The sequence below is a fragment of the Celeribacter halophilus genome, from assembly GCF_900114135.1.
Lineage (GTDB): Bacteria > Pseudomonadota > Alphaproteobacteria > Rhodobacterales > Rhodobacteraceae > Celeribacter > Celeribacter halophilus.
This window is the reverse complement of the sequence record NZ_FORY01000019.1, coordinates 1-24,915: the sequence shown is the minus strand read 5'-3', so window position 1 is coordinate 24,915 and position 24,915 is coordinate 1. Positions and strand designations below refer to the sequence as shown.

At 58.8% G+C, this 24,915-nt stretch carries 20 protein-coding genes, 2 tRNA genes and 1 pseudogene; 6 read left to right on the top strand and 17 right to left on the bottom strand.

From position 1 onward, the window contains the following. The first annotated feature begins 113 nt into the window (after positions 1 to 113). Complete coding sequence (locus BM152_RS15610) at positions 114 to 758, top strand: GntR family transcriptional regulator (RefSeq protein ID WP_066605129.1); 645 nt, start codon at positions 114 to 116, stop codon at positions 756 to 758. Between the two features lie 31 nt (positions 759 to 789). Here the strand turns inward: BM152_RS15610 and BM152_RS15605 are convergent, their stop codons facing one another. Together BM152_RS15605 and carA are read right to left on the bottom strand one after the other, a co-directional pair. Next, positions 790 to 2,967, bottom strand: coding sequence for a glycosyltransferase family 2 protein (locus tag BM152_RS15605; RefSeq protein WP_082715402.1), 2,178 nt, complete (start codon positions 2,965 to 2,967; stop codon positions 790 to 792). A 199-nt stretch (positions 2,968 to 3,166) separates the two neighbouring features. Further along, on the bottom strand, positions 3,167 to 4,330 hold the full coding sequence (gene carA, locus BM152_RS15600; protein ID WP_066605127.1) for a glutamine-hydrolyzing carbamoyl-phosphate synthase small subunit: 1,164 nt from the start codon (positions 4,328 to 4,330) through the stop codon (positions 3,167 to 3,169). A gap of 213 nt (positions 4,331 to 4,543) precedes the next feature. On the opposite strand from carA, the gene BM152_RS15595 reads away from it, so the two are divergent. Next, positions 4,544 to 5,005 carry a GatB/YqeY domain-containing protein gene (locus BM152_RS15595; RefSeq protein WP_066605125.1) on the top strand — a complete coding sequence of 154 codons (462 nt, stop codon included), beginning with the start codon at positions 4,544 to 4,546 and terminating at the stop codon, positions 5,003 to 5,005. A gap of 73 nt (positions 5,006 to 5,078) precedes the next feature. Here BM152_RS15595 and BM152_RS15590 read toward each other — a convergent pair whose 3' ends face one another. From BM152_RS15590 to lipB, 5 genes and pseudogenes are all read right to left on the bottom strand, one after another. Next, positions 5,079 to 5,627 (bottom strand): DUF2244 domain-containing protein, encoded by a 549-nt coding sequence (locus BM152_RS15590; protein WP_066605123.1) that lies wholly within the window; start codon positions 5,625 to 5,627, stop codon positions 5,079 to 5,081. Positions 5,628 to 5,822: 195 nt separating this feature from the next. After that, positions 5,823 to 6,275, bottom strand: coding sequence for a hypothetical protein (locus BM152_RS15585; protein WP_066605122.1), 453 nt, complete (start codon positions 6,273 to 6,275; stop codon positions 5,823 to 5,825). A 163-nt stretch (positions 6,276 to 6,438) separates the two neighbouring features. Then, complete coding sequence (locus tag BM152_RS15580; protein ID WP_066605120.1) at positions 6,439 to 8,130, bottom strand: cytochrome c oxidase subunit I; 1,692 nt, start codon at positions 8,128 to 8,130, stop codon at positions 6,439 to 6,441. A 275-nt stretch (positions 8,131 to 8,405) separates the two neighbouring features. After that, positions 8,406 to 8,888, bottom strand: coding sequence for a c-type cytochrome (locus BM152_RS15575; RefSeq protein ID WP_066605113.1), 483 nt, complete (start codon positions 8,886 to 8,888; stop codon positions 8,406 to 8,408). A 130-nt stretch (positions 8,889 to 9,018) separates the two neighbouring features. Next, positions 9,019 to 9,675 (bottom strand): annotated as a pseudogene (gene lipB / locus BM152_RS15570) (lipoyl(octanoyl) transferase LipB); the annotation flags it as partial. Positions 9,676 to 10,019: 344 nt separating this feature from the next. On the opposite strand from lipB, the gene BM152_RS15565 reads away from it, so the two are divergent. Further along, a tRNA-Leu gene (locus tag BM152_RS15565) sits at positions 10,020 to 10,106 on the top strand. Positions 10,107 to 10,334: 228 nt separating this feature from the next. Further along, positions 10,335 to 10,745: an acyl-CoA thioesterase gene (locus tag BM152_RS15560; protein WP_197418785.1), complete on the top strand. Its 411-nt coding sequence runs from the start codon at positions 10,335 to 10,337 to the stop codon at positions 10,743 to 10,745. A gap of 139 nt (positions 10,746 to 10,884) precedes the next feature. Here BM152_RS15560 and BM152_RS15555 read toward each other — a convergent pair whose 3' ends face one another. The 8 genes from BM152_RS15555 to BM152_RS15520 form a co-directional block, all read right to left on the bottom strand. Continuing rightward, complete coding sequence (locus tag BM152_RS15555; RefSeq protein ID WP_066605109.1) at positions 10,885 to 14,082, bottom strand: Hint domain-containing protein; 3,198 nt, start codon at positions 14,080 to 14,082, stop codon at positions 10,885 to 10,887. Positions 14,083 to 14,307: 225 nt separating this feature from the next. After that, positions 14,308 to 15,246, bottom strand: coding sequence for an AEC family transporter (locus tag BM152_RS15550; RefSeq protein ID WP_066605107.1), 939 nt, complete (start codon positions 15,244 to 15,246; stop codon positions 14,308 to 14,310). After that, the gene (locus BM152_RS15545) at positions 15,246 to 16,046 is read right to left on the bottom strand and encodes an MBL fold metallo-hydrolase (RefSeq protein WP_066605105.1); all 801 of its coding nucleotides are present in this window, start codon (positions 16,044 to 16,046) and stop codon (positions 15,246 to 15,248) included. The genes BM152_RS15550 and BM152_RS15545 overlap by 1 nt, the downstream gene beginning before the upstream one ends. Then, positions 16,043 to 16,834, bottom strand: a complete 792-nt coding sequence (locus tag BM152_RS15540) for a TatD family hydrolase (protein WP_066605104.1) — start codon at positions 16,832 to 16,834, stop codon at positions 16,043 to 16,045. The genes BM152_RS15545 and BM152_RS15540 overlap by 4 nt, the downstream gene beginning before the upstream one ends. A 39-nt stretch (positions 16,835 to 16,873) precedes the next feature. Next, the gene (locus BM152_RS15535) at positions 16,874 to 18,016 is read right to left on the bottom strand and encodes a DNA polymerase III subunit delta' (RefSeq protein ID WP_231730541.1); all 1,143 of its coding nucleotides are present in this window, start codon (positions 18,014 to 18,016) and stop codon (positions 16,874 to 16,876) included. After that, positions 18,013 to 18,624: a dTMP kinase gene (tmk, locus tag BM152_RS15530; protein WP_066605101.1), complete on the bottom strand. Its 612-nt coding sequence runs from the start codon at positions 18,622 to 18,624 to the stop codon at positions 18,013 to 18,015. Before tmk ends, BM152_RS15535 begins: the two co-directional genes overlap by 4 nt. Positions 18,625 to 18,647: 23 nt before the next feature. Further along, on the bottom strand, positions 18,648 to 19,817 hold the full coding sequence (locus BM152_RS15525; RefSeq protein ID WP_066605098.1) for a D-alanyl-D-alanine carboxypeptidase family protein: 1,170 nt from the start codon (positions 19,815 to 19,817) through the stop codon (positions 18,648 to 18,650). Positions 19,818 to 19,884: 67 nt separating this feature from the next. Continuing rightward, on the bottom strand, positions 19,885 to 20,739 hold the full coding sequence (locus BM152_RS15520; RefSeq protein ID WP_074914435.1) for an SPOR domain-containing protein: 855 nt from the start codon (positions 20,737 to 20,739) through the stop codon (positions 19,885 to 19,887). Positions 20,740 to 21,048: 309 nt separating this feature from the next. Between BM152_RS15520 and BM152_RS15515 the strand changes: the two genes are divergently transcribed. Both BM152_RS15515 and BM152_RS15510 read left to right on the top strand, forming a co-directional pair. Beyond that, positions 21,049 to 21,138, top strand: a tRNA-Ser gene (locus BM152_RS15515). A gap of 147 nt (positions 21,139 to 21,285) precedes the next feature. Further along, positions 21,286 to 22,620, top strand: coding sequence for a DUF6538 domain-containing protein (locus BM152_RS15510; protein ID WP_066605090.1), 1,335 nt, complete (start codon positions 21,286 to 21,288; stop codon positions 22,618 to 22,620). 144 nt (positions 22,621 to 22,764) lie between these two features. Here BM152_RS15510 and BM152_RS15505 read toward each other — a convergent pair whose 3' ends face one another. Together BM152_RS15505 and BM152_RS15500 are read right to left on the bottom strand one after the other, a co-directional pair. Beyond that, positions 22,765 to 22,995, bottom strand: coding sequence for a hypothetical protein (locus BM152_RS15505; protein WP_066605087.1), 231 nt, complete (start codon positions 22,993 to 22,995; stop codon positions 22,765 to 22,767). 294 nt (positions 22,996 to 23,289) lie between these two features. Continuing rightward, a partial coding sequence (locus BM152_RS15500; protein ID WP_074914430.1) for an AAA family ATPase occupies positions 23,290 to 24,915 on the bottom strand: 1,626 nt, incomplete at its 5' end.

Below are 24,915 nucleotides of genomic sequence, written 5' to 3'. Positions count from 1 at the left end.
CGCTTGATCGCAGGGGGATGCCCTGTCTATGGTTCGGGCCTGCGCCCGCGCACCCCTGTCGGTGCGTGACAGCCAGTCCGGAAACTGCCAGAGCGAGACATGAGGCCCGCGAGATGAATGACACGCGTATAAGTCAGAAAGATGCCTATCAGATGATCCTCGAGGCCATCGATACGGGTATTTACCGCCCCGGCGACCGGCTGGTCGAAAGCGAACTGGCTGAACGGTTCGGGGTGTCCCGCACGCCCATTCGCGAGGCGTTGCAGCGGCTGGAGACGCAGTCGATGCTCACAAGGGACGGGCGTTCGTTGATCGTGGCCTCGCTTGATCACAATCAAATGGCGGATCTTTATGTGGTGCGGACCGAGCTTGAAGGGCTGGCGGCGCGACTGGCTGCGCGCCATGCGACGCCCGAAGAAGTGCGCGTGATGCGCGACATGGTGGAAGCCGACCGCGCCCTCATCGGGCAGCCGGAGGAAATGTCTCGGGCCAACCGCCGGTTTCACAAGCAGATCCACCTTGCTTCACACAACAAATATCTCGTGCAGCAGCTTGATCTGGTGCACCGCTCTATGGCGCTATTGGCGAGCACCTCTCTGGCGGCGGAGGGGCGCGGGGAAGAGGCGATCAAGGAGCATGATCTCATCGTGTCCGCCATTGAGGCCGGCGACGGAGAGGCGGCGCATAAGGCGTTGTCGGATCACATTTCGAAAGCCTTTGTCACCCGTCTGAAAATCGACGCCGAAAAGGTGCGGTAAGCCGTAAGCTATGCTGCGCCACGTCGGACCGTCAGGGATGTGCCGACAGGTCCAGCCCGAAGGTCAGGCGTCTGCCCTGATTGGGGAGTGGGGCGCTGGCCTCTGCATCCGGAGTGTCAAAGACAAAAGGCTGCGCAGCTTCGGCCACTTCCCGCAAGCGTGGTCTGGCGCTCTTGGGGTAGAGGACGAGCGGGGCCGTGGCGCTTTGGGGCAGCGCGGGATGGTTTGCCGCTGCTTTGATCTCGACCTGTCCGGTTTGTGGAGTGCTTTGCGGGGCGGTCGCGTCCTGATCGTCATGAAAGCCCAGATCGTCGATTCCGTGCGCGGTCTTATCCCAGTAATAGGGCTTCGACACCATTTCCCAGAGACCTTTGAGCGCGGCCAGCGTGGCAAGCGGATAGTAAAAATGTAGTGTCGGCACCCAAGGCCAGAGCCATTTGTGTTTGGGCGTCGAGGTCGCAACCATGCCCGCCGCAACGGTGATAGCTTCCGACAGAAGAAAAATCGCACCGAGGACGATCACCAGATCATGCGGCAACACGGCGCGCATCGGGTGTGGCAGCCCCAAGGGGAAAAGCCAGAAGGACCAGAGAAAGGGTGCCAGAACGAATTGCGACAGCGCTCCCAGAAACAGGGCCTGCGCACCAAAGAAACGCCACGGCCCCAGATCGCGTAGAAGTTTGCGGGGGTGCTGCATATGCATTGCATAGGTCATCGCATAGCCCTTGAGCCAGCGTGAGCGCTGTTTGATCCACGGCCAGAGGCGGCAGTTCGCCTCCTCCTCGGTCACCGTGTGCAAAAGCTCTGTGCGGTAGCCGTGACGGGCCAGACGAATGCCGAGGTCGGCGTCTTCGGTCACGTTATGGGCATCCCATCCGCCGAGTTCCTCTATCGCATCGCGGCGGAAAAACAGGGTGGTGCCGCCCAAAGGCACGGTCAGCCCCATTCGCTCATATCCGGGCAGGATCACCCGGAACCATGTTGCATATTCGACTGTGAAGCAGCGCGACAGCCAGTTGGTGCGCGCATTGTAGAAGTCGAGAACCCCCTGAACACAGGCCACCTCCGGTCCCGCCTGCGCGAAATGCGCGGCGACCTTGTGAAGCTGTTCGGGCTCGGGCGCATCTTCGGCGTCATAAATGCCCACGATAGAGCCGCGGCAGAAATCGAGCGCGAAATTCAGAGCGCGGGGCTTGGTTTTGACCCCGCCACGCGGCACGATGATCTGTCGCATCCAGCGCGGGAGTTCCGTGCCGGCGATGGCCTCTTGTGTGACGGTGTCATCCTCTTCGACGACCAGACAGACGTCGAGAAGTTCACGAGGGTAGTTCAGGCGCGATATGCGTTTGATGAGACGTGTGGCGATCTCGCGCTCTTTGAACAGGGGCAACATGATCGATATGGTCGGAAGGGACGTGCGCTTCCGCCGACTGGCAAAGGTGGTCTGGCGGTGACGTGCGACTTTGGCCTGTGCGACGGCGGCGCTGATCTTGAGGGCGACGGAGATGACGAGAGTGATGACCGCCCAAGAGGTGAGCAGGATGCCCGCCGACAGGGGGGAGATCAGGGCGAGGATTACGCCGAGCACCGCGAGACCGGAGATCATGCGTGTCAGTTTGCGAATGTCCATCTCGCGGCAGCTTTCATGCGCGGCGACGCGGGTCTCTGCCTGTGTGGCCAGTTTGCGTTGGCGTGAGCGCAACAGGGCGTCATGCAGAGCGGTTTCCGATGTCACCGCCAGCCGCACGGGGCCGAACAGTGACGTTAAGCGCGGGCGCAGATCGTCGAACTGTTCGGGACGGCAGGAGGCGATGAGAACGCTGCCTCCGGCCTGTCGCCACGGCAAAATCCCGCGCCGCAAACATTCATCGGCTCCGATCCGGTCAATGAGGCGCACATCGGGCGGAAAACGGTCGAACTGTGCGATCTCGGCGTTGAACTGGCGGGACAGGGCGGTAAAAAGCGCGTTTTCGCTCACCATATTATGAGCCAGCAGAATGTCACCGATACGTGCATCTTCACGTTGGCGCATGGATGCAGCGCGCAGTAGATCGTCCGGATCAAGGGCTCCCATCTCGACCAGTATCTGGCCCACGGGTTTGCGTTTCGACCTTGCGGCAGGGCGCGGGAACACGCGCTGGGCCCTTGTCAGCACAAGCGGTTCGACAGGGGCATCGAGGTTCTGCAACGTCGGTATCTGTTGGGGCATGTCAAAAGACATTCGTCACCTTGTTCTCGTCCGTGGGCCATGTTTCGGGGCGGGTGCGCCGATGGCTGGAGATTGGAACAGGCTTGGTTAACAGGGCGTTAAGTCTGACGGTGAAAGTGCCGAATGATCGCAAAAGACAGCAAAAAGGCGGGAAATCTCCCGCCTTCTCGTGTTGTCAAATCTTTGAGTGCTGCGCGGTTCAGGCGTTTTCGCGTTCTGCCATTGCAGCTGCGAAGCGTTCGAACAGGTAGTAGCTGTCCATCGGACCCGGAGAGGCTTCGGGGTGGTATTGCACCGAGAAAACCGGCTTGCCTTCGACCGCGATGCCACAGTTGGACCCGTCGAAGAGGGAGACATGAGTCTCCTTGACACCTGCGGGCAGGCTTTGCGTATCCACCGTGAACCCGTGGTTCATGGAGGTAATCTCAACCTTGCCTGTGCCGAGGTCTTTGACCGGATGGTTTGCACCGTGGTGGCCGTGGTTCATCTTGATCGTTTTGGCCCCGAGTGCCAGCGCGAGCATCTGGTGGCCGAGACAAATTCCGAAGACGGGCAGGTCTTTGGCCAGCACCTCTTTGATCATCGGAACGGCATATTCACCCGTGGCTGCCGGATCGCCCGGACCATTGGACAGGAATACGCCATCGGGATTGTGGGCCAGAACCTCTTCAGAGGTGGCGGTGGCGGGAAGCACGGTCACATCACAGCCCGCGCTTGCCAGACAACGCAGGATGTTGCGCTTTGCGCCGAAGTCCACAGCAACGACCTTGAAGCCTTTGCCTTCGCGCTTGGGGAAACCGTCAGGCCATGCCCACCGCATTTCGTCCCAATGATAGCTTTGCGCACAGGTGACGTCTTTCGCCAGATCAAGCCCGACAAGGCCGGAGAAGTCTCGCGCCTGTTTGACCAGAGCTTCGATGTCGAAGTTGCCCTCTGGGTCATGGGAAATTGCAACATGGGGCGCGCCTTGCTGACGAATTGCGCGGGTGAGGCGGCGGGTGTCGACGCCTCCCATGCCGATACGGCCACGCTTGGCCAGCCATGGGCCAAGTTCTTCCTGCGCACGCCAGTTCGATGGATCGGTCGGGTCCCATTTGACCACCATGCCTGCGGCGACCGGATCGGCGGTTTCGTCATCCTCGGTATTCACACCGACATTGCCGATATGCGGGAAGGTGAAGGTGACGAGTTGGCCGGCATAGGAGGGATCGGTCATGATCTCCTGATAACCGGTCATTGCGGTGTTGAAGCACAGCTCTGCTGTGGTCGTTCCGGTGGCACCAAAGCCTCTTCCGTAGAAGATGGTGCCATCGGCCAAAGCCAGACAAGCGGTTGGATTTCCGGACTGTAGACCAGATGCCATGGCACGACTCTCCTGATAGGGGCAAAATTGGCCGGAACCTAAGGAATGGGACGCGCAGCGTCAAGGTTTCGTGTGTGTTTTTCCTGTAAAATGTAAAGTCCAATGTTTTCAATGGATTGCGCGAAATGTTAGCGTCTGCGATGAGTGGTTGAGCTTGGGGGAGGCTTTCGCTATGTTGGCCTCTTGCAATGTGACCTAGGGGATGAGGCCCATATGGATATGCGAAGCCGGTTAAATGCCGCACTGAAAACGGCAATGAAGGAAAAGGACAGCGAACGCTTGACCACGCTGCGCCTGATCAACGCTGCCATAAAGGATCGTGAGATTGCGTCTCGTGGCGAGGGAGAAGAGGTTGTCGTCTCTGACGATGACGTTCTCGGAATCCTCGGCAAGATGGTCAAACAGCGTCAGGAAAGCGCGAAAGCCTTTGAAGAAGGTGCGCGTCTGGAACTGGCGGAAAAGGAACGCGCCGAGATCGCCGTGATCGAGGAATTCCTGCCGCGCCAGTTGAACGAAGAAGAAGTTGCGAAAGCGGTCGAAGAGGCAATCTCCGAGACTGGCGCGGAAAGTATCCGCGATATGGGCAAGGTGATGGGCGTCTTGAAAGCCAAATACACCGGCCAGATGGATTTCGGTGCTGCCGGCCCCTTGGTGAAAGCCAAGCTGGGCGTCTGAAGCTCCGCCGATAGAGACGATGAAAGGCGGCCTTCGGGTCGCCTTTTTCGCATCCAAGCTGGCGACAAGAGCTTTAGCCTTTCAACTGCCCGAGCACAAAGGCCAGATCATCGCGCAGCTTTTCGCGCTCCTCGGGGCTGAGAAACGCGCCAAGTTCGACTTCTCGCGCAGGCTCCGGCCCGCCGCCTTTCAGTGTCAGATATTGTTCGACCTTGCCGTGACCGGGATGCAGCGTGATGCGGACCCAATAGGGATTGGCTTCCCATGTCTTTGGTGCGCCCTTTGTGGGCCAGTGGGTGAGGCAAATGCGGTCAGGCCAGATTTTCATTTCTTCGCGCAGCCTGTCGCGATCAGAGCGTCGTAGCGCGGTCCAGAGTGCGGCCAGCGCGGTCATCATGAAGATCAGCAAGATCCAGAAAGCGATGGTGCCGATAAAGGGCACGACAGGGATCAGACCGCCGAAAAACATGATCCAGATGGTCGCGGAAAACCCTTTGCCCTTGAGGCTGCGGTGCGGCCAGAGGTCAAGCCGCATCACGGGCGCAGCCGTGTCGGGCGCATCGGCGTCTGGCATTGCGCGCGGCAGGGGCGTGGTATGTGCTGGCGTCCAGCGGTAGGGCATGGCTGTGCGTTTCTGTGTTTGAAGCCTGTCGCAAGCCACTTGGGCCCAAAAAATGCCCGAGAAAGACCCGCTACGTTTTGACATTGCGAGGTATTGCCGGACATCTGTCGCGCAGGGCGCTCGCGAAAGGCTTTTGCTCAGTCTACGCAGAGGGTAGGTCGGCGCAAAGGGAAATTCGTATGTCTGGGCATTGCTCTAGACAGTCAGACACATATCGGCCTCGTTGTGATCCACAATCATCCCGCGTGGCTCAAGTCCTCCGATCCGTTTGCCGTCAAAGGCGTAATAGGCTTTGATCTGCTGGTTGCGGGTGGCATAGGAGCCGTTGCTGCCATGTTCCAGAATGGCCAGAAAGCCCTTCGAGGGATGCGCGGGAAAGAGAGACGCGGCTTGCGCTGCTTCCTGACAGGTCCATTTGTAACGGGTGATCCGGTTGATCTCTGTCACCAAAGCGTCGATTTGGCGGTGGAAATCCTGTGTATCCGCGTCGAACAAAGGCTCCGGCGAAGTGATTAACATGGCCACGCGGGTTTGACGGTCATGCGGGTCGTAGATTTTCGAGAACTGCGGTGGATGCCAGTGGTCCGACAATCTCGTGGCCCGCGGAGGTTCCCCTGTGTCTCGTAATTTGAAGAAAAACGCCATCATTTTCCTGCTCCTGCTCGTCTTGTGAGGTCAAGGTAAACCGGAATTCGGCGCAAAGCATGACGGCATAAGGGCAGGGGGTGCCCAATGTCTTAAAGGGTTAACGCGGGCGCATGAAAAAGGCCCCGCATCTCTGCGAGGCCTTTGATGGTTTAACTCGGGTCACTTAGTGCGAATGCTGGTGATCCCAGTCTTCCTGCTTCGGAAGCGTCTCAAACGTATGTTCCGGCGGCGGGGAGGGGAGTGTCCACTCCAGCGTATCGGCATATTCGTTCCAGTAGTTGTTCTCGGTCACGCGACGACCCGCGAGAAGCGTGTAGAACACGATGCCGATGAACAGAACGAAGGACGCAAAGGACAGAAGCGCACCGTAGGAGGAGACTTTGTTCCAGTAGGCAAAGGCTTCCGGATAGTCGATGTAACGGCGCGGCATGCCTTGGCGGCCAAGGAAGTGCTGCGGGAAGAAGGTCAGGTTGACCCCGATGAAGAACATCCAGAAATGCAGCTTGCCTGCCCATTCGGGGTATTGGCGCCCCGACATCTTGCCGATGTAGAAATAGATACCGGCAAAGATGGTGAAGGCTGCCCCCATGGACATGGTGTAATGGAAGTGGGCCACAACGTAGTAGGTGTCGTGATAGGCGCGATCCACACCGGCTTGCGACAGGACGATGCCGGTCACGCCGCCGATGGTGAAGAGGATCAGAAAGCCGAAAGCAAAGAGCATCGGCGTTTTGAACTCGATAGAGCCGCCCCACATGGTCGCGATCCAGCTGAAGATTTTCACACCGGTCGGAACGGCGATGACCATTGTGGCCATCATGAAGTAGCTTTGCTGTGTCAGCGACAGGCCCACGGTATACATGTGGTGTGCCCAGACGACAAAGCCCAGAACCCCGATTGCAATCAGCGCCCAGACCATCGGCAGGTAGCCGAAAACGGCCTTGCGCGAGAAGGTCGCGATGATGTGGGAGACAAGGCCAAAGCCCGGCAGGATCACGATGTAGACTTCGGGGTGGCCGAAGAACCAAAGGATGTGCTGGTAGAGGATCGGATCCCCGCCGCCGCCCGGCTGGAAGAAGGACGTGCCGAAGTTGCGGTCGGTCAGCAGCATGGTGATCGCACCCGCCAGAACCGGCAGGGACAGAAGGATCAGCCAGGATGTGACAAAGATCGACCATGCGAAGAGCGGCACTTTGAACATGGTCATGCCCGGAGCACGCATGTTGAGCATTGTCGTGATCATGTTGATCGCGCCGAGGATGGAGGATGCGCCGGAGACGTGAACGGCGAAAATCGCCAGATCCATCGAATAGCCGCCCTCAGAGGTCGACAGCGGCGGGTAAAGCACCCAGCCCACGCCGGACCCCATCTGGTTGTTGCCGCCCGGAGCAAGCAGGGACGCGACCCCAAGAGCAACGCCACAGACATAGAGCCAGTAGGACAGGTTGTTCAGACGCGGAAACGCCATGTCCGGTGCGCCGATCTGGAGCGGCATGAAATAGTTGCCGAAACCGCCGAACAGGGCGGGAATTACGACGAAGAACATCATCAGCACACCGTGATAGGTGATCATGACGTTCCAGAGGTGGCCGTTCGGGTCACAGTTTTCGGCACCAAATCCCGAAATCAGACGGGCCGCAGATTCGCCAGCCTCGTTGAGACACATGAACTGCACACCGGGTTCCATAAGCTCAAGGCGCATGTAGACGGTGAAACAGACCGAGATGAAGCCCACGACTGCCGCCGTGAACAGGTATAAGATCCCGATATCTTTATGGTTTGTAGAGAGGAACCAACGGGTAAAGAAACCCCTGTTGTCCTCATGTTCGTGCCCATGAATGGCTGCGTCTGCCATGCTGTCCTCCCGACTAGTGCGTGGTCATGCGTGCTGTCTAAGCGTGTTTTCCGCCGCTCCCTTATCCGGGAGTCATATTACGGAATATCCATTTGTCTTAGAGCTTCACGAAGTCGAGAGCAATATTTTGGCGCATTTTGTCGCAATAAAAATGCGTAATGTGGGCTTGAAGTTTCCGGTTTCCGTGTTCCGCGGCATCGAGGGCGGTGATTTGCGTTATCAAAAAACGCCCCACCTTTCGGTGAGGCGTCTGATTTTGTGCCGGTTTCCGGCGCTTATTCTGTGGCTGTGCCTTCGGCAGGGGCCTCATCGGTTGCCTCGTCTGCCGCTGCTTCCGGTGCCACGGAGGCAAGGAAGGCCACGATGTTCGAGGCGTCCTTGATCTTGAAGGTCATCTTGGAGCGACCGGAGCCGCCATGGGTGTCGATGAACTTGGTCGGGTCCATTGCATATTCGACGAGGAGCTCAGGCTCCCAAACCATGCCGGTTTCGCCAACGGCCAGAATACCGTCACCATATTTGAACCCTTCGACCGAAGCGACCGGACGACCGACAACACCATAGAGGTTCGGCCCGGTTTTGCCGCCTTTCACGATGGCATTGCCCGCATCATCCACAATCATGTGGCAGGCTTTGCACCTGTTGAATTCTTTTTCGCCCTTCTTCGGGTCGCCGTGGCCATGGCCGTGGCCGTCAGCAAAGGCCGCAGCGGAGGTTGCCAACAGGGCGGCGGCTGTGAAGGCAAGAAATTTGGTCATAGGGTTCTCTCTCCCGAGTGTGTCATGTGTCCAGTGCCCAGAATACTGAGTTTGCCCCGTGTTACCAGTCCATGCTTGTCGCACCTTGACTTTGCTCAAGTGGAGGCAAAAATTTAGAAATGATATAAGTCTAGGCGGTGCCAAAAACCTCGTCAAAGCTGCGTTTTAGCGCCATGTCCACATCATCCATCGTAACGGGCAGGCCCAGATCCACCAGAGACGTCACCCCGTGTTCACGAATGCCGCAGGGCACGATTCCCTCGAAATGCGACAGATCGGGGTCGACGTTGATCGACAGCCCGTGAAACGACACCCATTTGCGAATGCGTAACCCGATGGCGGCGATCTTGTCTTCTGGCTTTTGTCCCAGAGCCGTCAGAGGCTTGTCCTCGCGTACGACCCAGACTCCGACACGCCCCTCGCGGATTTCTCCTTTGACATTGAATTCTTCCAAAGCGGCAATGACCCATGCTTCCATATCCTGTACGAATTTGCGCACATCCTTGCCGCGCTTGCTCAGATCAAGCATGGCATAGGCCACCCGCTGTCCCGGACCATGATAGGTATACTGCCCGCCCCGCTTGCTCTCGTAGACCGGAAACCGGTCGGGATCGACGAGATCCTCGCGCTTGGCGGAGGTGCCCGCGGTGTAAAGGGGCGGGTGTTCCACAAGCCAGATCAACTCGTTGGCCTCACCCTTGGCAATGGCCTCCGCACGGGATTCCATCTCGGCCACGGCCGTGTCGTAATCGGTTAGCCCGTCAGTGATTCTCCATTCCACCATGCTGCGCCCTCCGGTGCGTTGTCGCCAGTTTCTCCTCTCTGCTCTATCCCTTGCACTTCCGCGCGAAAAGGGGGCGCAACAGGTTTATTGCTGCCGGAGTTGCGCAACTCTGAGGATGTGATGTGCCGGACGGGGGCGTGACGCGGAATATGCGGCTTGCACACTCTGCGTCAGGGAAGGCGGCATGCCTGTCCCGTTCCGAGTGGTTTCCGGTTCTGGTGTGCCCTGGTTTTTGCCTTTTGACAGGGCTGAAAACCTTTTGTGAAAAAAAATGCAATTCGTGCGCAATTTCCTCTTTCCTTCCCCGAACCGCTTCGCTACATAGCCCCTCACCAAGCCTAGACAGTGCGGTCGTGGCGGAATTGGTAGACGCGCAGCGTTGAGGTCGCTGTGGGGTAACTCCCGTGGAAGTTCGAGTCTTCTCGACCGCACCATTTAGACCGATTAAGCCCCTGTGTCCGCAGGGGTTTATTTTTTGGAAGTTCCTCAACCCACCAGCCAAGCCAGAAGATAAATGCCTGTCGACAGGGCGTGGATGTGAGCATCTTGCCGCGCCATGCACTCAGGTGAAACCGGCTTTGCATGTGTTTTCAAGGGCTTGAGGTGGCTCTCTTTGCGTGTCATTCGAAGGGCACACAAGAACGAGAAACGGAACCCGAAAGATGTCAGACGCACATACGCCTGAAGGCATGGAACTCACTTTGCGCACTTTGGCGATGCCCGCCGATACCAATGCGTCGGGAGATATTTTTGGCGGTTGGGTGATGTCCCAAATGGACCTTGCCGCCGCAATCCGCGCCAATGAACGCTGCAACGGGCGCACTGTGACCATTGCGGCCAACGAGATTGTCTTCAAAAAGCCGGTGAAAGTGGGCGATACCTTGTGCGTTTATACGGCTGTGGATCAGGTCGGGCGCAGCTCTATGGTTATCCGGATCGAGGTCTGGGCACGTCGGGCGTTCTCTGCACAGCGCGAGCATGTGACCGAGGCACGCTTTACCATGGTTGCCGTGGATGAAGCGGGCAAGCCGCGTCCGGTCGATGAAGCGCCTGAAACGGGAGCTGCGGAGTAATCCGCGAGGCACCCCTATCCTGTGCCGCAGGAACGGGCAGGGGGCACAGTTTACCACATTTAACCAGCACATCTAAAACGCCGCAGGGATATCCCGTGCGGCGTTTTCGTTTTTAATCGCGTGATGCGGGGCTTGGGGCTCAGGCCACCAGAAGCTGCACCTCATGTGCTTTGAGGCACTGCCGCGCTGTGCTGCCGTGTTGGTCCGGCATGGAACGCAGTTCGGGGAAGAGGGCGAAAAGCTCCTCGCGCGCCGCGTCTGCCACACCCGTCAGCGAATAGTCGGAAACATGGAAGCTCTCCGAGGCAGCACCTTCGGCAAAGATCACTTCATGCCGGTCGAACATCAGGTGGTAATAGGTCACAAACCCGCCCTGTGCCTCGCGGATCGTGGAGCCATTGACCAGATGTTTGGCCGCGGCAAAGACCTCTGATGTGTTGAACAGCATTTCCGAGCGCCAACCGTTCAACAACATACGGTGCTGCGGCGAGACGATGAGGTCGCGTTCGTTGCCCAAAGCGCCCTTGGTGATCTCGATGGGGGCGAAACGGCCCGTCGCCGGAACGGTGCGCGCGCCAACCCAGCGCAGCGGTTGCAACCCGTTGTCCATGGTCAGAACCAGATCGCCGGGTTTGAGGTCTTCGACAGCCCGTGCGCCATAAGGGGTGGCGATCCGTGTGCCTTTGCCGAAACAGATCACGGTTTCGATGCCGGAGAACGAGATGGTGGTGCCATCCGTGAGCGTGACAGTGCCGCTTTCGGGGTCATCCTCGCTATAGGTGATGGGTTTGCTCGACCAATCGAGGTCCACATCAGAAAGGTCGAGCACATCATTGTCCTCGCCGTCATCGTCCTCGGAGCCGGTGATGGTGATGGCATTGCCGTCGAGCAGGGAGGGATCAATGATGATCGTATCGCTGCCTTCGCCGCCTGTGACCGTATCGCCGCCGCCTGCATAGATGGTGTCGTCACCTTCTCCGCCGAGCAGCGTGTCATTCCCTGCGCCACCGTAGAGCGTATCGTTGTCGATCCCGCCATCCAGCGTATCATCGCCATCGCCGCCGTAGAGCGTATCGGCATCGTCCTGACCGTAGATCGTATCGTTGCCGGCTCCGCCATAAATCACATCGGAGTTGTTCGTCGGATCACTGTCGGCAGAGGTCGTCTCTCCGTTGTCATCTAGCTCGTAATAGCTGAAGGCCGCGTAATCGTCACTGTCGGGGGACACGTCGCCGTAGATGATGTCGTTGTCATCTCCGCCATCAATCGTGTCGTTACCTTCACCGCCCTGAATCGTGTCATTGCCTGCGCCGCCGTAGACTTCGTCATCGTCAAAGCCTGCGTCGATGGTGTCATCGCCGTCTCCGCCTTCGATATAGTCATTGTCGTCGCCGGTGAGAATCGTGTCATTGCCCGCGCCGCCATAGACCGTGTCCATGTCGTTGCTCGGGTCGCTGTCCGCGCTGTAGTCGAGGGCGGAACTGTCGGGATGGTCAAAGCCCGTGTCCGGTTGGCCCGTGCCGGTCGAGGTGCGAGTGTTGATATAGTCGTCTCCGGCGCCGCCATAGACCGTGTCGGAGCCTTCGTAACCATAGATCGTGTCGTTCCCCTCACCGCCGTAGACGATGTCGTCACCGGAGCCCGCGCTGATGTCGTCGGCGCCTGCGCCACCGTCGATCATGTCGTCACCTGTGCCGCCGTCGATCATGTCGTCACCATCGCCGCCGTAGATTTCATCGTCGCCAGCGTCGCCGTAAAGCTCGTCATCGCCGCCTGCGCCGTCGATATAGTCGTTGCCGTCACGGCCCCAGAACTGGTTCGTAAAGGCGTCGTCGCCCGTGCCCTGACCGTCAAAGCCGATCAGCGTATCATCATAATCGGAGCCGATGATCCCGTCGATGCCCGAACCGCTGTCGCCTTCGGCATCTCCGCCGGTGTAGCTGCCAGTGTCCAGATTGACTGACACCGCTTCATCAGAGTCGGAGTAGTCAATCGTATCCTGTCCGGAGCTGCCGGACATGCTGTCCGCGCCATCGCCGCCGATGAAGGTGTCGTCGCCCTCTTCGCCATAGAGCGTATCATCGCCCGCGCCGCCGTCGATGGTATCAGCGCCCGTGCCGCCATAGACAATGTCGTCACCAAGGCCGGATGCAATCGTGTCGTTACCGTTGCCCGCTTCAACCGTGTCATCGTAATCGCTGTATACCGCATCGAATTGGATGTCGGAGACATAGATTGCCTGCTGCTGTGTGCCATCATTGCCATAGTCGATGGTGACTTTGGACACTGGACCGGGAATCGTGACGAGCACCGCGCCATTCGCGTCATCAGCTTCAACGTACCGCGCATCTGAATCTCCGGTTATCTCGTTTCCGGAAACGTTTACATTGCCTTCTGGGGTAATGGTGAGCGAGACGTCGTTTCCATCCGCGTCGGTCGCTGTGATGGTGATTGTGTCGGTGAAGGAATAATAGTCGATGTCGGAAATGCGGAAGGTGACGTTCTTCACCTCATCCGAGATTGTGCTATCTGTCGAGGAAAAATCAATGCTGATCGAGGATGTGTCCCCACTGTCTCCGGAGCCGTAAAGCTTCAGAGAGCTGTCGTCAGAGAAGTCATTGTTTTCGGTATAAATGGTCTCGTCAGAGATGGTTGCGGTGTTGTTGGTGTTGTTCTCTGTGTAGCTGACGTCAACTTGCACGCCATTGATCACAGTGCTCGCGCCTTCTTCGAGCGAGCTACCGTCTGCGCCCAGCCCTTCCCAGCTTAGTGTGCTTTCGACGGTGTATTCCTTATGGTCCACCATATCGCCATCGTCGTCACCCGTGTAGTTGCTGTCGATTGTGTCATCACTTTCGGAGCCGGACACGATCCCGTCAGCGAGAGACGAACTGTCGACGTAGTCATCATAGGTGAAGGCTTCAGAAGCATTATTGCCCGTTCTTCCGGGTTTGTCATTATAGTCTGTCACTTCGTATTCGTGACCATCAATCAGGGGCTGTTCGGACAGGGTGTAGGTTCCAGCCGCCGAGCCGCTGTCGACAACGAATTGTACGATCTCAAAGCTTTCTCCGGTATCCAGATCGGTGACGGTCCAGACGGCATTTGCATCGACGCTTGATCCGTAAGACGTGCCCTCGCCGATCGTGACATCTGCTGTGGCGGTCTCTGTTTTGCTGCTGCTCTTGAAATCGTCGTCTTTAAGTGTTCCGTCCGAGTCAGTGACAGAGGCCGTGCCGCTAGGACCGCCTCCCGAATAAGTGACCGTGGTGCTGCTGGACGTTCCGAAGAGGTCTTTAGGGTCAAAATCATACAGTTCGAGATCATAAACGGACATTGTGAGTGGCTCTCGCTTTTATTCGATACACTGCGAGCAACAGGCGCAGCATGTCGTTTGGTTATTCTTTGTTAACCATGTGCCGTTGAATTGAGGCGGCAATGGGGCAAAATCGGGCTAATCATGTGGAATGCTTCCCCTACGTCACTGACGCGGGGCGTGGCGCGTCAAGGCGCTGAAAATACATGGATTATGGGGTCCGGCCTGCCGGATGATCCGGCTTTGTCAGGGCAGGATTGCGAGCCAGCACCAGATCGAGAGGATCGAAAGCCCAGTGCCCAGCAGAACGGAAGAGGCCGCCACGCGTTTGGCCACGCCATACATATTGGCAAAGAGATAGGCATTTACCCCCGGCGCCATTGCGGCGGTCAGTGTGGCCGAGCGCAGCGAGCCTATGTCCAACCCGAACCCGAAATGCGCCAACCCGTAGGCAATCGCGGGATGCAGGACCAGAGAGGCAAAGACCGCCCATGCGATGATCCGCATGTCTCCTTCCGGTTTGTAACGCAGCAACACACCGCCCAGCCCGAACAGGGCCGCAGGAATGGCGGCACGGGACATGAGCGAGACGGCGTCCCAGACGGGGACGGGCAGGGTGATCTGGGTGAGGTTCACGATCCAGCCTGCCGAGATGCCAAGGATCAGAGGATTGCGCAGCACCGAGCGCGCAATCTGCCGCATCAGGCCAAAGCCCGACAGGCCTAGCCCGCGTGTGCGCGCAATTTCCATTGCAGCAATGCCGATGCCGTAGAGCAGGGGAGAATGGATCGAGATGATCGCAAAATTTCCGGCCAGAGCGGCTTCGCCATAGGCGCGTTCGGTGATCGGAATGCCCAGCAGAAGCGAGTTGGAAAACAGGCCAATAAAGCCGATGGCCACCGCATCCGTCAGGTCACGGCCAAACAGGTAACGCGCCCCCAGAAAACAGAACAACCCGCCGGACAGGGCGCCTGCGTAAAAGGAGATCAGGATCGGAGGGTGGAAATTCTGCGCCAGATCCATCTTGGAAATGCCGGAAAAGAGCAGCAGGGGCACGGCGAAATTCTGTGCGAATTTCATGACGTTATCGACCAGTTCGTCGCTGACCCAGCCTTGTCTGCGGGCAAGGTAGCCGTAGCCGATGACCAGGAACACCGGCAAAATGACTTCGATCAGTGCCTGCATCAGAGGTTTCCTGTGATCTCGAGCACCATGCCGTCATAGGCGGGGCTGACATGATCCGGAGTCTCTGCGTCCACCGTCTCGTAGTCCATGTCGATATGCATATTGGTGAGCACCGCATGGGCGGGTGCTGCGCGCTCGATCCACTCCAGCGCCAGGTCCAGATGCGCGTGGCTCGGGTGTGGCTTGTAGCGCAGGGCGTCGATCACAAAGGTGTCGAGCCTTTCCATCAACGCCCATGTTTCTTCGTAGATTTCCAGCACATCAGGGATATAGGCGAGATTTCCAACGCGAAATCCTTTCGCTTCGATCTGTCCGTGATTGACCTGCAAAGGGGTCAGGGTCACAGGGCCGCCGGGACCGTGAATGGTGATCGGTCCGCGAATGGCGTGGAGGTCGAGAATGGGCGGGTAGTTCGAGCCTTTGGGTTGCACAAACGCATAGCCGAAACGCGAGATCAGATCGTTTTCCGTCTCGCTATCGGCATAGACGTTGACGCGCTCGCGCATGTTGAACACGATCTGGCGCAGGTCGTCGAGCCCGTGCATGTGGTCGGCGTGCGAATGGGTGAAGGCCACCCCGTCAAGCCGCGACACGCCTGCATTGAGCAATTGCTGGCGCATGTCCGGTCCGGTGTCGATCAGCACGGTCGTGGTGCCTTCGGGACCGTCGCGTTCGATCAGCGCCGAACAGCGCAGACGTTGGTTTTTCGGGTTTTCGGGATCGCAGGCGCCCCAGATGCCGCCAATTCTAGGCACCCCGCCGGAAGAGCCGCAGCCCAATATGGTAAATCGCGCAGTCACAGCATGGCCTTTGTGAAAAGCCGTTCGAAATTGGCCTCTGTAAGCGCTGCAAATTCGGCATAGTCCATGCCAAAGGTTTCGGCGGCTTTCAGAGCGGTCTTTGCGCTATAGGCGGGTTCGTTGCGCTTGCCGCGATGGGGCGGGGGCGCGAGGTAGGGGCTGTCGGTCTCGACCAGAATGCGGTCTTTGGGCACCTCGCGGAAAATCTCGCGCAGCTCTTCGGATTTCGGGAAGGCCGTGATGCCCGACATGGACAGGTAGAACCCGAGATCAAGCGCGGCCAGTGCCAACTCTTTCGACGAGGAAAAGCAATGCATGACACAGGGATAGGCGCCGTTTTTGTATTCCTCGGTGAGGATATTGGCCATGTCGTCGTCGGCGGCGCGGGCATGGATGATCAGCGGTAACTGCGTTTCGCGCGCGGCGGCAATATGTATGCGCAGGCTCTCTTTCTGGATCTCTGCGCTCTCGGCTGTGTAATGGTAATCCAGCCCCGTTTCGCCAATGGCCACGAATTTCGGATGCTCGGCCAGAGCGACCAGTTCATCCACCGAGGCCAGCGGCTCTTCGGCGGCGGACATGGGATGGGTGCCGGCAGCCCAGAACACCGGATCGAAGCGTTCGGAAATTGCCTTGACCTGATCGACCTGCCGCAGCTTTGTGCAGATCGTCACCATCCGGTGCACCCCCGCCTCAACCGCGCGCGCGACCACCTCCGGCAGTTCTTCGGCAAAATCCGGAAAATCGAGGTGGCAATGGCTGTCGGTGATGTGGGGAGGGAGGCTCATGGCAATACTGATCTGCTCTGGTTTGGGCGCTCCCGCACCTTAGCGCGTGATGCGGGTGGCAGTGTCGTTGATCTTGAATACCATATCAAGGATCAGCGCGGCAGGGTCAAGGTTGACGGCCCGCGCATGCTGGGCGCGTGCGGAAATCTCTTGTTGCAAAATGGCCCAGTCCCGCGCTGCAAAACTGTCGGGGGCCAGACGGGTCAAAAGCGCGGCCTCACCGGGGGCGGCTTCGACAATCGGCGGACGACCGGCTCCGGCGCGGGCCAGCCGGATCAGAAAGCGGTCGATCAGGCCCACGGTCAGATCAAAGCGATCGGCATTGGCCGCGCCGACACAGGCCTCGGCCAGTTTCAATGCGCGTCCACGATCCAGTTGCGGCAGGGTGGAGAACAGCCCCACCAGATCACGATAGGCATTCAGCCCGTCCAAATTTGTCAACCTGAGCGCCTCCCCTACTGATCCGGCGGAAAGCTCCGCCAATGCGTCCGACTGATCTGCGGCATCAAACCCCGCCGCGTCAAGGGCGCGAGCCAGATCATCGGGGGCAAGCGCGCCGAGGCGCAGCTCGCGGCACCGGCTGCGGATCGTCGGCAAAAGTCGCGAGGGCTGGTGCGATATGAGCAGCAAAATGGCGTTCTTCGGTGGTTCTTCGAGCGTTTTCAAAAGCGCGTTGGCCGCAGACACATTCATCTCGTCGGCGCTGTCCACGATCACCACGCGCCGCCCGCCATCTGTGGCGGACATATGGAAGAAACTGTTGAGCTTGCGCACTTCTTCAACGGAAATCACCGTGCCGTGGCGGGACTTCTTGGCGTCCCATTCGCGGCGGATGAGGCAGAGGCGCGGCTCGGCCAGTTGTGCGGAGCGGCGATAGACCGGATGGTCGTGGCCCAGTTCCAGCGTGTCGGGGGCAGGGGGCGTATCTGCGAACATCCCGCCGTCGTCCTCGACCGGCTGGGCCAGCAAGAACCGTGCGATGCGCCATGCAAGCGTGGCTTTGCCGACGCCACGCGGCCCCGTGATGAGCCACGCGTGATGCATCCGGTGCGAGTTGAACGCTTTGAGAAAATCCTGCTCGGCATGGGATTGGCCGAACAGCGTTGCCGTCTGGCGCGGGTGCGGCGCCCCCGGTGCGCAATCGGCCTCCGGTGCCATATCCATTTCGCCGAGACTGCTCATGATGCGAGCCGCGCTGTGACCAGAGCCAGCACATCTTTGGCGACGATCTCGATGTCGCGCCCGGCGTCGATGATGGTGAACCGGTCATGGCTTTGCGCCAGTTTCAGAAAGGCCGCGCGGCATTTCTCCTGAAACCCCTGTCCGAAATCCTCGAACCGCTCTTCGGAGGTTTGCCGCCCTTTGGCGCGTTTCAGGCCAATCTCGGGGTCCATGTCGAACAGAAGCGTCAGATCGGGCTCAATGCCGATCATCTCTTCGTGGAGGCGGTTCACCTTGTCTTGCAAGTCGCCACGGGTGACGCCTTGAAACACGCGGGTGGAATCCGCAAACCGGTCACAGATCACGATTTTCCCGTCGGCCAATGCCGGCCGGATGGTCTTTTCAAGGTGATCGCGGCGCGCAGCGGTGAAGAGCAGGATTTCGGTTTCTGCCGACCAGCGGTCGGGATCGCCCTCCAGCACGAGGGAGCGGATTTCCTCCGCACCGGCTGAGCCGCCGGGTTCGCGGGTATGCACAACGTCATGACCCGCCTCGCGCAGCGCTGCGACCAGAAGCCGTGCCTGAGTGGATTTGCCGGACCCGTCAATGCCCTCGAAACTGATGAACATGGCGCTCCCGTGTTCGTAGTTGCCTATTCGGACACGGCCAGACCCGTTTGTCCTTCCAGTTTGTCCTTAAGCACCATGAAGGCCGTGCGCAACCGTGGAGCGAGACCTCCGCGGTCGATAGAACGGTCCGCGACCAGCGGAATACGTGCTTCGGGCAGGTCTTCGCGCGGGATCACAAGCTCGGCGAGCGTGTCACCTTGCATGATCGGTGCTTCAAAAGGGCCGGTGTAAACCACCTCTCCCGTCAGCTTCTCCAGTTGGCTTCCCGGCAGCAGAACGGAGATGTCTTCGGCGGCGACAAGTCCGACTTCGGTCTGATCGCCCATCCACACTTCGGCACGGGCGAACTCATGGCCTTTTTCGGCCACGGATTTTTCCGCGAATTGGCGGAAGGCCCAGTTGACGATGCGTTCGCTTTCTTGCGCGCGCTCGGCTTCGCTTTGCAGACCGGAGATCACAAAGACGATGCGCCGCGTGCCTTGGGTCGCCGATCCGACGAGGCCATAGCCGGCCTCCTGTGTGTGGCCGGTTTTCAGCCCGTCCGCTCCGATGCCGAGTTTCAAAAGCGGGTTGCGGTTGAAGCGGTTCTGTGGCGCGCGGTTGTCATAGGGGAATTCATGCTGGCCGAAATAGCCGTAATATTCCGGAAACTCTTTTATAAAGCGGATCGCCAGTTTGCCCAGATCTTCCACGGACATGCGCTGGCCGGGGTTGGGCCAGCCCGAAGCATTGGCGAAGGTGGAGTTTTCCAGCCCCAGCACCTTTGCACGGTCATTCATGAGGCGCGCGAAATTGTCCTCGGTGCCGGCAAGCCCCTCGGCGACAACGACGCAGGCGTCATTGCCGGAGAGCACGATGATGCCCTGAATGAGTTCTTCGACCGTGGGACGGTCGGTCTCGTTGAGGAACATCGTCGAGCCGCCCATGTTCTTGGCGCGGGTGGAAACAGAGAACTGTGTGTCCAGCGTGACGCGCCCGTCGCGCAGCGCCTCGAATAGCATGTTCAGCGTCATCAGTTTGGACATGGAGGCCGGTGGCAGGGGCGTCTGGGCTTCCTTTTCCATCAGCACGGTGTCGGTGGTCAGGTCATAGACCCATGCCGCGCGGGCGCGGGTTTCAAATGCACTGGCCGGCAGGGCAAGTGACAGGACAAGACATCCGGCGATGAGACTTTGGGCGATGAGGCGCAACATGGAAACAGGGGCATCCTTTCGGTCGAATCTTGAGGGGAGTGGGTGAGGGTGGTCCCTCACCCCTGTCTTAATGCGTCACAGCATAGGCGTCCGTGAAGCCCGCCTTTTTCACTTTTTCGAGAAGTGAGCTGCGTTCCGCAGAGGAGGCCGCCGGACCGACGACCACGCGCCAGAAGGCCTTGCTGTTCGAGTTGCCCGGTTTGATCATGGCCACGATGCCTTGCGAGCCGAGCATGTCGATCGTGCGTTTGGCATTGGCTTCCACCGAGAAAATCCCGATTTGCAGGAAAGGTTTCGACAGGCTGGAAGCCGGTTTCGCGGCGGGTTTCGGCGCTGTTGCCGTGGGCGCGGCTGCGGGGGCCTTCGGAGCGTCGAGCGCATCCAGCGTGGCTGCCGCATCGGCGATAGGATCGTCAAGTGGAGTGGCCTCGATCGCATCCGCTTCCGCGAGGGTTTCCACCGTCTCCGGCTCTTGCGGCACTTCTTCGCGGCGCAGTGCCGTGATGTTGAGTTCGGTCGGAGAGCCGGCCAGCATGCCAAGCGCCTCTGCGGCGTCGGAGGACACCTGAATACCCGGCCCCGGCGCGGTGACTTCGCGTTTGAACAAAGCCCCGATGACAAATTTGCCGTTTTTGGTGTTGCGGATGATGACGCGTTCGGGATCGGTCACATCGGAATGCGCAACCCAAACCCCGCCCAACGAAGGACGTCCGTCCCATAACCCACTGTCGGTCACCTGAAATACATCCGGCGCCTCGACATCACGCTCCACCAGCTTGGTCGAGGTGGAGGCCGTCACGCCGCTGCCGCTTTCGGTGGATTTGAAACTGTCAAAAAAGGATTGCCCGTCCTCACACGCGCTCAGCGTGAGGGTGGCGGTCAGGAGGAGCGCAATCCGCGTCCCTTTCCCTGTCTGTCGCATGGTTTTTGCCCCTATATTGCCTCGGCCCCGGTTCAGGCGCGGGTTTTATCTTGCTCGCTCTTTTTCCATCCACATTGCACAGGGGCCATGATGCCAGCTTTTTATTTACAAACAGTCAACAGCCGGATGCTTTCACAACCCGTCGCCCAATGCAGCTTGGCGGCAGTCTAACGGCTCGACCGCAAGCTGGAAAGCCCCGCGTTCTTCAGGTGGCGAAAAATGGCAAGGGATCGCAAAAATGATGCAAAATACGGGTTTCAGAATCAAGACGGGGAGGCTAATCGTGACCGAACCGCTTAGACGCGCTCAGGAGGAGTGGCAGAGTGGTCGAATGCACCGGTCTTGAAAACCGGCGTGCGTGAAAGCGTACCGTGGGTTCGAATCCCACCTCCTCCGCCATTACACATCGCGTGTAAAATTTTATTTGTTATTAATTTCAGACATTTAGGGTGAAATACTCATTTGAAGCCGAATTGCATCCCTTGATTTGCTACCCATCTTGCACCACATTTTGCATCACGCGATGCAATTGTGAGGGATATCGGCATGTCAAAACCTGTCCTGCGTGGCACGACGTGGTATCTCAAGCGACGGGTTCCCAAACGCTATGCCTCCGTCGAGCCACGGTCCGTGGTCTGGGCAAGCCTTAAGACCGACTCCTATAGTGTTGCGCTGCAAAAATCAGCAGGTGTATGGTTGTCCTACATTGAAGGATGGGAAGCTCTGTTGGCGGGCAGGGACGGAGATGCCGCTGAAAAGTTTCGGGCTGCGCAACAGATGGCTACCGTTCGGGGATTTCAATTTCTGTCCATTGATCAGGTGGAGCGGGCTCCTCTGGAGGATGTCTTGCGGCGTGTCGAGGCAACGCGTGGTGCTGATGGCGCCCCTGATGAGGTGGTGGCTGCGGCGCTGCTTGGGGCGGTTGAGGACCCAAAGCTTCGTTTGTCGGATCTCGTTGATCATGTTGAACAGCTTTCAGCTTATGACAACCGTTTCAAAAACCGCGAGCAAATGCGTTTATGGCGATCACCGCGTTTGCGGGCGGTCAACAATCTGATCTCTGCTCTTGGCCAGGACATGGCTGTGATTGATGTCGGGAGCGCCGAGGCTCGAAAGCACAAATCGTGGTGGCAGGCGCGACGGGCCAAAGAAGGTCAATCGGCTGAGACTGCAAATAAAGATTTCGCCTATATGGCGGGTATGCTTGCACGTTTTTACGAAGACCTTGAGGATGATGACCCGCCGCGCCCCTATGCGAGAATTTCCATTCATGATCGCCATGCAAAACCATCGCAAAAACGCGAGGTGCCTGTGGATTGGATTGTTGAAAAGTGGTTTGCACCAGACGCGCTCAGCGGATTGAACGATGAAGCGCGCGATATTCTATTGATCTCTATCGAGACAGGGTGTCGCCAAAACGAGATTTACAATCTGCCGGCGTCTGCCATCCGCCTTGAAGACCCTATTCCCCACTTGCGCATTGCACATGAGGAATCTGAGAACCCGGAAGAGCGCCGCGAGGTCAAGAACCTGCCATCGCATAGGGAGATTCCGCTGGTCGGAGTTGCTTTGGCTGCAGCCAAAAGACATCCGGAAGGTTTCCCAAGGTATCGAAACAAGAGCAGCTATAGCGCGTCGGTCAACAAATATCTGCGAAACAATGGGTTGTTGCCCGAAGGGGTCACCATCGGTGGGACGCGTCATAGTTGGGAAGGGCGTATGAAGCGCGCGGGTTATGAAATGGATGATCGCGGCGAACTGATGGGGCATTCGCTCAAGGCGCGCCGTGGGCGCGAGGTCTACGGGGATGGGATGACGTTGTCTGATCGCCTTCATGTTGCTCGGGAAATCATGCTACCGGTCCCGGAGCACCTCAAATAAGCGGCTATCCCAGGCAGGCACATCTCGTGATGCTAAAGCACCTATGGTGATCTGAGCCGATGGCTTTCGTGAAACTTGGCGACACTTGCTGATGTTTCGGGCCGTCCGTTGTCAGTGTGTTTCTCGCGTTTATCGCGACAGGTCTTAATGAGGCGGGTTTGGGAGGTAGCGGCGCGCACGCTCGATTGACTTGCGTTTTTCTTGCTCGATTTCCAATTCTTTTTCCAGACGCAGAAAAATTGGCAAATAGGCTGGGTTTTTCTCGAGAAGTATGGCGATGGTTTGGAGGCAAGAGTATATGCGCAATTCGCTTGCCGAAAATGTTTGCTCAGGAACCTCGCCCATACCGTCGGAGACAGCAATAGGGGGCGCCATTGGCGCCTCCTTGTCGTTTGCATGTCTCTTCCGGTCCCGTGCCATCGGCCGAGTTCTCCCGCCCGTTCCGGCGCTGTGCCGAACGGTTGTTTAAAATGATGTCATTGAGGCCGGCGGTCGTTCCGGCGGTTGTGTCATCAGTGTAAAACATCGGGCGCCTCACAGGGTGGCGAGAATGGTCAAAGTGGGGGTCAAAACGCGAGATAATTGTGGATAAACAGGAGTTTGCGGAAAAACTAATTCGCAAACTTTGCGTTTGGACGCGGGAGAAGATGGTTGCGGAAGCTGCCAGATCTATAAAATCCGGATTTTTGCGGCCTCCTCACCGGAGACCTCGCGCTTTGCGACAAGCTCTTCGGCCAGTGCGTTGAGATCAGCCTGCCTCGCTTTGAGGAATTCCATCGCGCGCGCTTCGGCTTTTTGCAGATGCTTGTGGACGCGCAAGCGGCGGGCTTGGTCGGTGAGCAGTTGGGGCACGGAGGCGTCGGTGTGGGTGAGACCCTCGCCCCCGAGGCCCAGGCGGGTCTCCAGATCCAGCGCAAGCCGTGTGGCCAGGGCCAGATCCGAGTTTTGCGGACCGCCCGCACCGTTGGAGGCATCGCCCAGAACCAGGCGCTCGGCCGCACGGCCCGCCAAAAGCGTGGCGAGTTCGTCTTCAATGTCGACTTTGGTCAGAGCTGCCGGAAGGGCCGCGCGCTGCGTCTCGCCGCCCGTTGGTGTGAGGGTGATCTTGCGCACACTGCCTGGCGCAAGATGTTGGGCCATCAGCGTATGTCCTGCTTCGTGCAGCGCAATGCGGCGCAAAATCTTCGGGTCGACCGCATCAATGCGCAGATGCTTGCGCAGAAGTGCTGCATCCAGAGACAGGCCGAGATGACGCGCGTCGGATTTGGCGGCGCGGATCGCGGCATCCAGCTCGGCAGGTGTCTTGCCCGTGGCCTCGGTGGAGAGTGCGTCGAGTTCGTCAGGCGCGAGCCTTTCGCCAAGCCCCCGGCTCAGCAGGACGTGAATGGTTGCCCGGTCCGGCAGGGGCATCTCGCATTTGAGATCAAAGCGCCCGTCACGCAAAATGGCGGGATCAAGTGTCTCCGGGAAGTTGCAGGCGCCAATGAGCAACGCGCCTTCGCTGCGCATCAACCGGTCGATCTGCTCCAGAAAGCCGTTGATGACCTGTGTGCGGTAGTTGCGATTGTGGGCGCTGCCGTCCAGACGCGATCCGCAAGCATCAATCTCGTCGATGAATACCACGCAAGGCGCGGACTTGATTGCTTTATCAAAGCTCTCGACCATGGCGCCCAGCATGGTGTTCAGGGGGCCAGCGGCTTGCCACTCTGCAAAGCTGGCCTGAAGGAAGTGAACATCTGCGGCCGCGCCCATCGATCGCGCAAGCCATGTTTTGCCAGTCCCAGGTGCGCCATAGAGCAGAAGCGAACGCGAGCAGTCCGCCCAGTCCAGCTCGCCTGCCTGCCATGCGCAGAGGTCGGCCACCATCCGGCGGGCCGTCTCATGAGCAGGGCTGTTGCCTGAGATCCGGGCTGCGATTTGATCTGTGATCGCGCCAGCGCTTTCGCCTGACCTTTGAGACTGCCCACCTGTGGCCGATGAAGAGGCGTCTTTGGCCGTTTGGGCCATCTGCGCAATCTGTGCGGCCACGTCCCTTGCGGTTGATGCGCGCAGGGCCAGCAGCAGCTGCACCATGTCCAGTTGTGACAGCGCGCCCTCATCCGGCAGGGCTGCACGGGTGGCGGCCTCGTCAATGCGACCGGTGGCGCTGTGAGAGGCTTGCAGCACCGCGATGAGAATATCGGCTGTCAGCGGTGCAAACTCCAGTTGCCGCACCGGGGCCTCACGAAACTCCGGCAAGAGCTCGTGAGCGTCATCACAGAACAGGATCAGCGGTGACGCGCCGGTGAGAGCCTG

Bases quoted from the DNA above. Each gene is read 5' to 3' on its own strand.
- BM152_RS15610 (WP_066605129.1), top strand. From the start codon at position 114: ATGAATGACACGCGTATAAGTCAGAAAGATGCCTATCAGATGATCCTC.
- BM152_RS15605 (WP_082715402.1), bottom strand. From the start codon at position 2,967: ATGCCCCAACAGATACCGACGTTGCAGAACCTCGATGCCCCTGTCGAA.
- carA (WP_066605127.1), bottom strand. From the start codon at position 4,330: ATGGCATCTGGTCTACAGTCCGGAAATCCAACCGCTTGTCTGGCTTTG.
- BM152_RS15595 (WP_066605125.1), top strand. From the start codon at position 4,544: ATGGATATGCGAAGCCGGTTAAATGCCGCACTGAAAACGGCAATGAAG.
- BM152_RS15590 (WP_066605123.1), bottom strand. From the start codon at position 5,627: ATGCCCTACCGCTGGACGCCAGCACATACCACGCCCCTGCCGCGCGCA.
- BM152_RS15585 (WP_066605122.1), bottom strand. From the start codon at position 6,275: ATGATGGCGTTTTTCTTCAAATTACGAGACACAGGGGAACCTCCGCGG.
- BM152_RS15580 (WP_066605120.1), bottom strand. From the start codon at position 8,130: ATGGCAGACGCAGCCATTCATGGGCACGAACATGAGGACAACAGGGGT.
- BM152_RS15575 (WP_066605113.1), bottom strand. From the start codon at position 8,888: ATGACCAAATTTCTTGCCTTCACAGCCGCCGCCCTGTTGGCAACCTCC.
- BM152_RS15560 (WP_197418785.1), top strand. From the start codon at position 10,335: ATGTCAGACGCACATACGCCTGAAGGCATGGAACTCACTTTGCGCACT.
- BM152_RS15555 (WP_066605109.1), bottom strand. From the start codon at position 14,082: ATGTCCGTTTATGATCTCGAACTGTATGATTTTGACCCTAAAGACCTC.
- BM152_RS15550 (WP_066605107.1), bottom strand. From the start codon at position 15,246: ATGCAGGCACTGATCGAAGTCATTTTGCCGGTGTTCCTGGTCATCGGC.
- BM152_RS15540 (WP_066605104.1), bottom strand. From the start codon at position 16,834: ATGAGCCTCCCTCCCCACATCACCGACAGCCATTGCCACCTCGATTTT.
- BM152_RS15535 (WP_231730541.1), bottom strand. From the start codon at position 18,016: ATGAGCAGTCTCGGCGAAATGGATATGGCACCGGAGGCCGATTGCGCA.
- tmk (WP_066605101.1), bottom strand. From the start codon at position 18,624: ATGTTCATCAGTTTCGAGGGCATTGACGGGTCCGGCAAATCCACTCAG.
- BM152_RS15525 (WP_066605098.1), bottom strand. From the start codon at position 19,817: ATGTTGCGCCTCATCGCCCAAAGTCTCATCGCCGGATGTCTTGTCCTG.
- BM152_RS15520 (WP_074914435.1), bottom strand. From the start codon at position 20,739: ATGCGACAGACAGGGAAAGGGACGCGGATTGCGCTCCTCCTGACCGCC.
- BM152_RS15510 (WP_066605090.1), top strand. From the start codon at position 21,286: ATGTCAAAACCTGTCCTGCGTGGCACGACGTGGTATCTCAAGCGACGG.
- BM152_RS15505 (WP_066605087.1), bottom strand. From the start codon at position 22,995: ATGGCGCCCCCTATTGCTGTCTCCGACGGTATGGGCGAGGTTCCTGAG.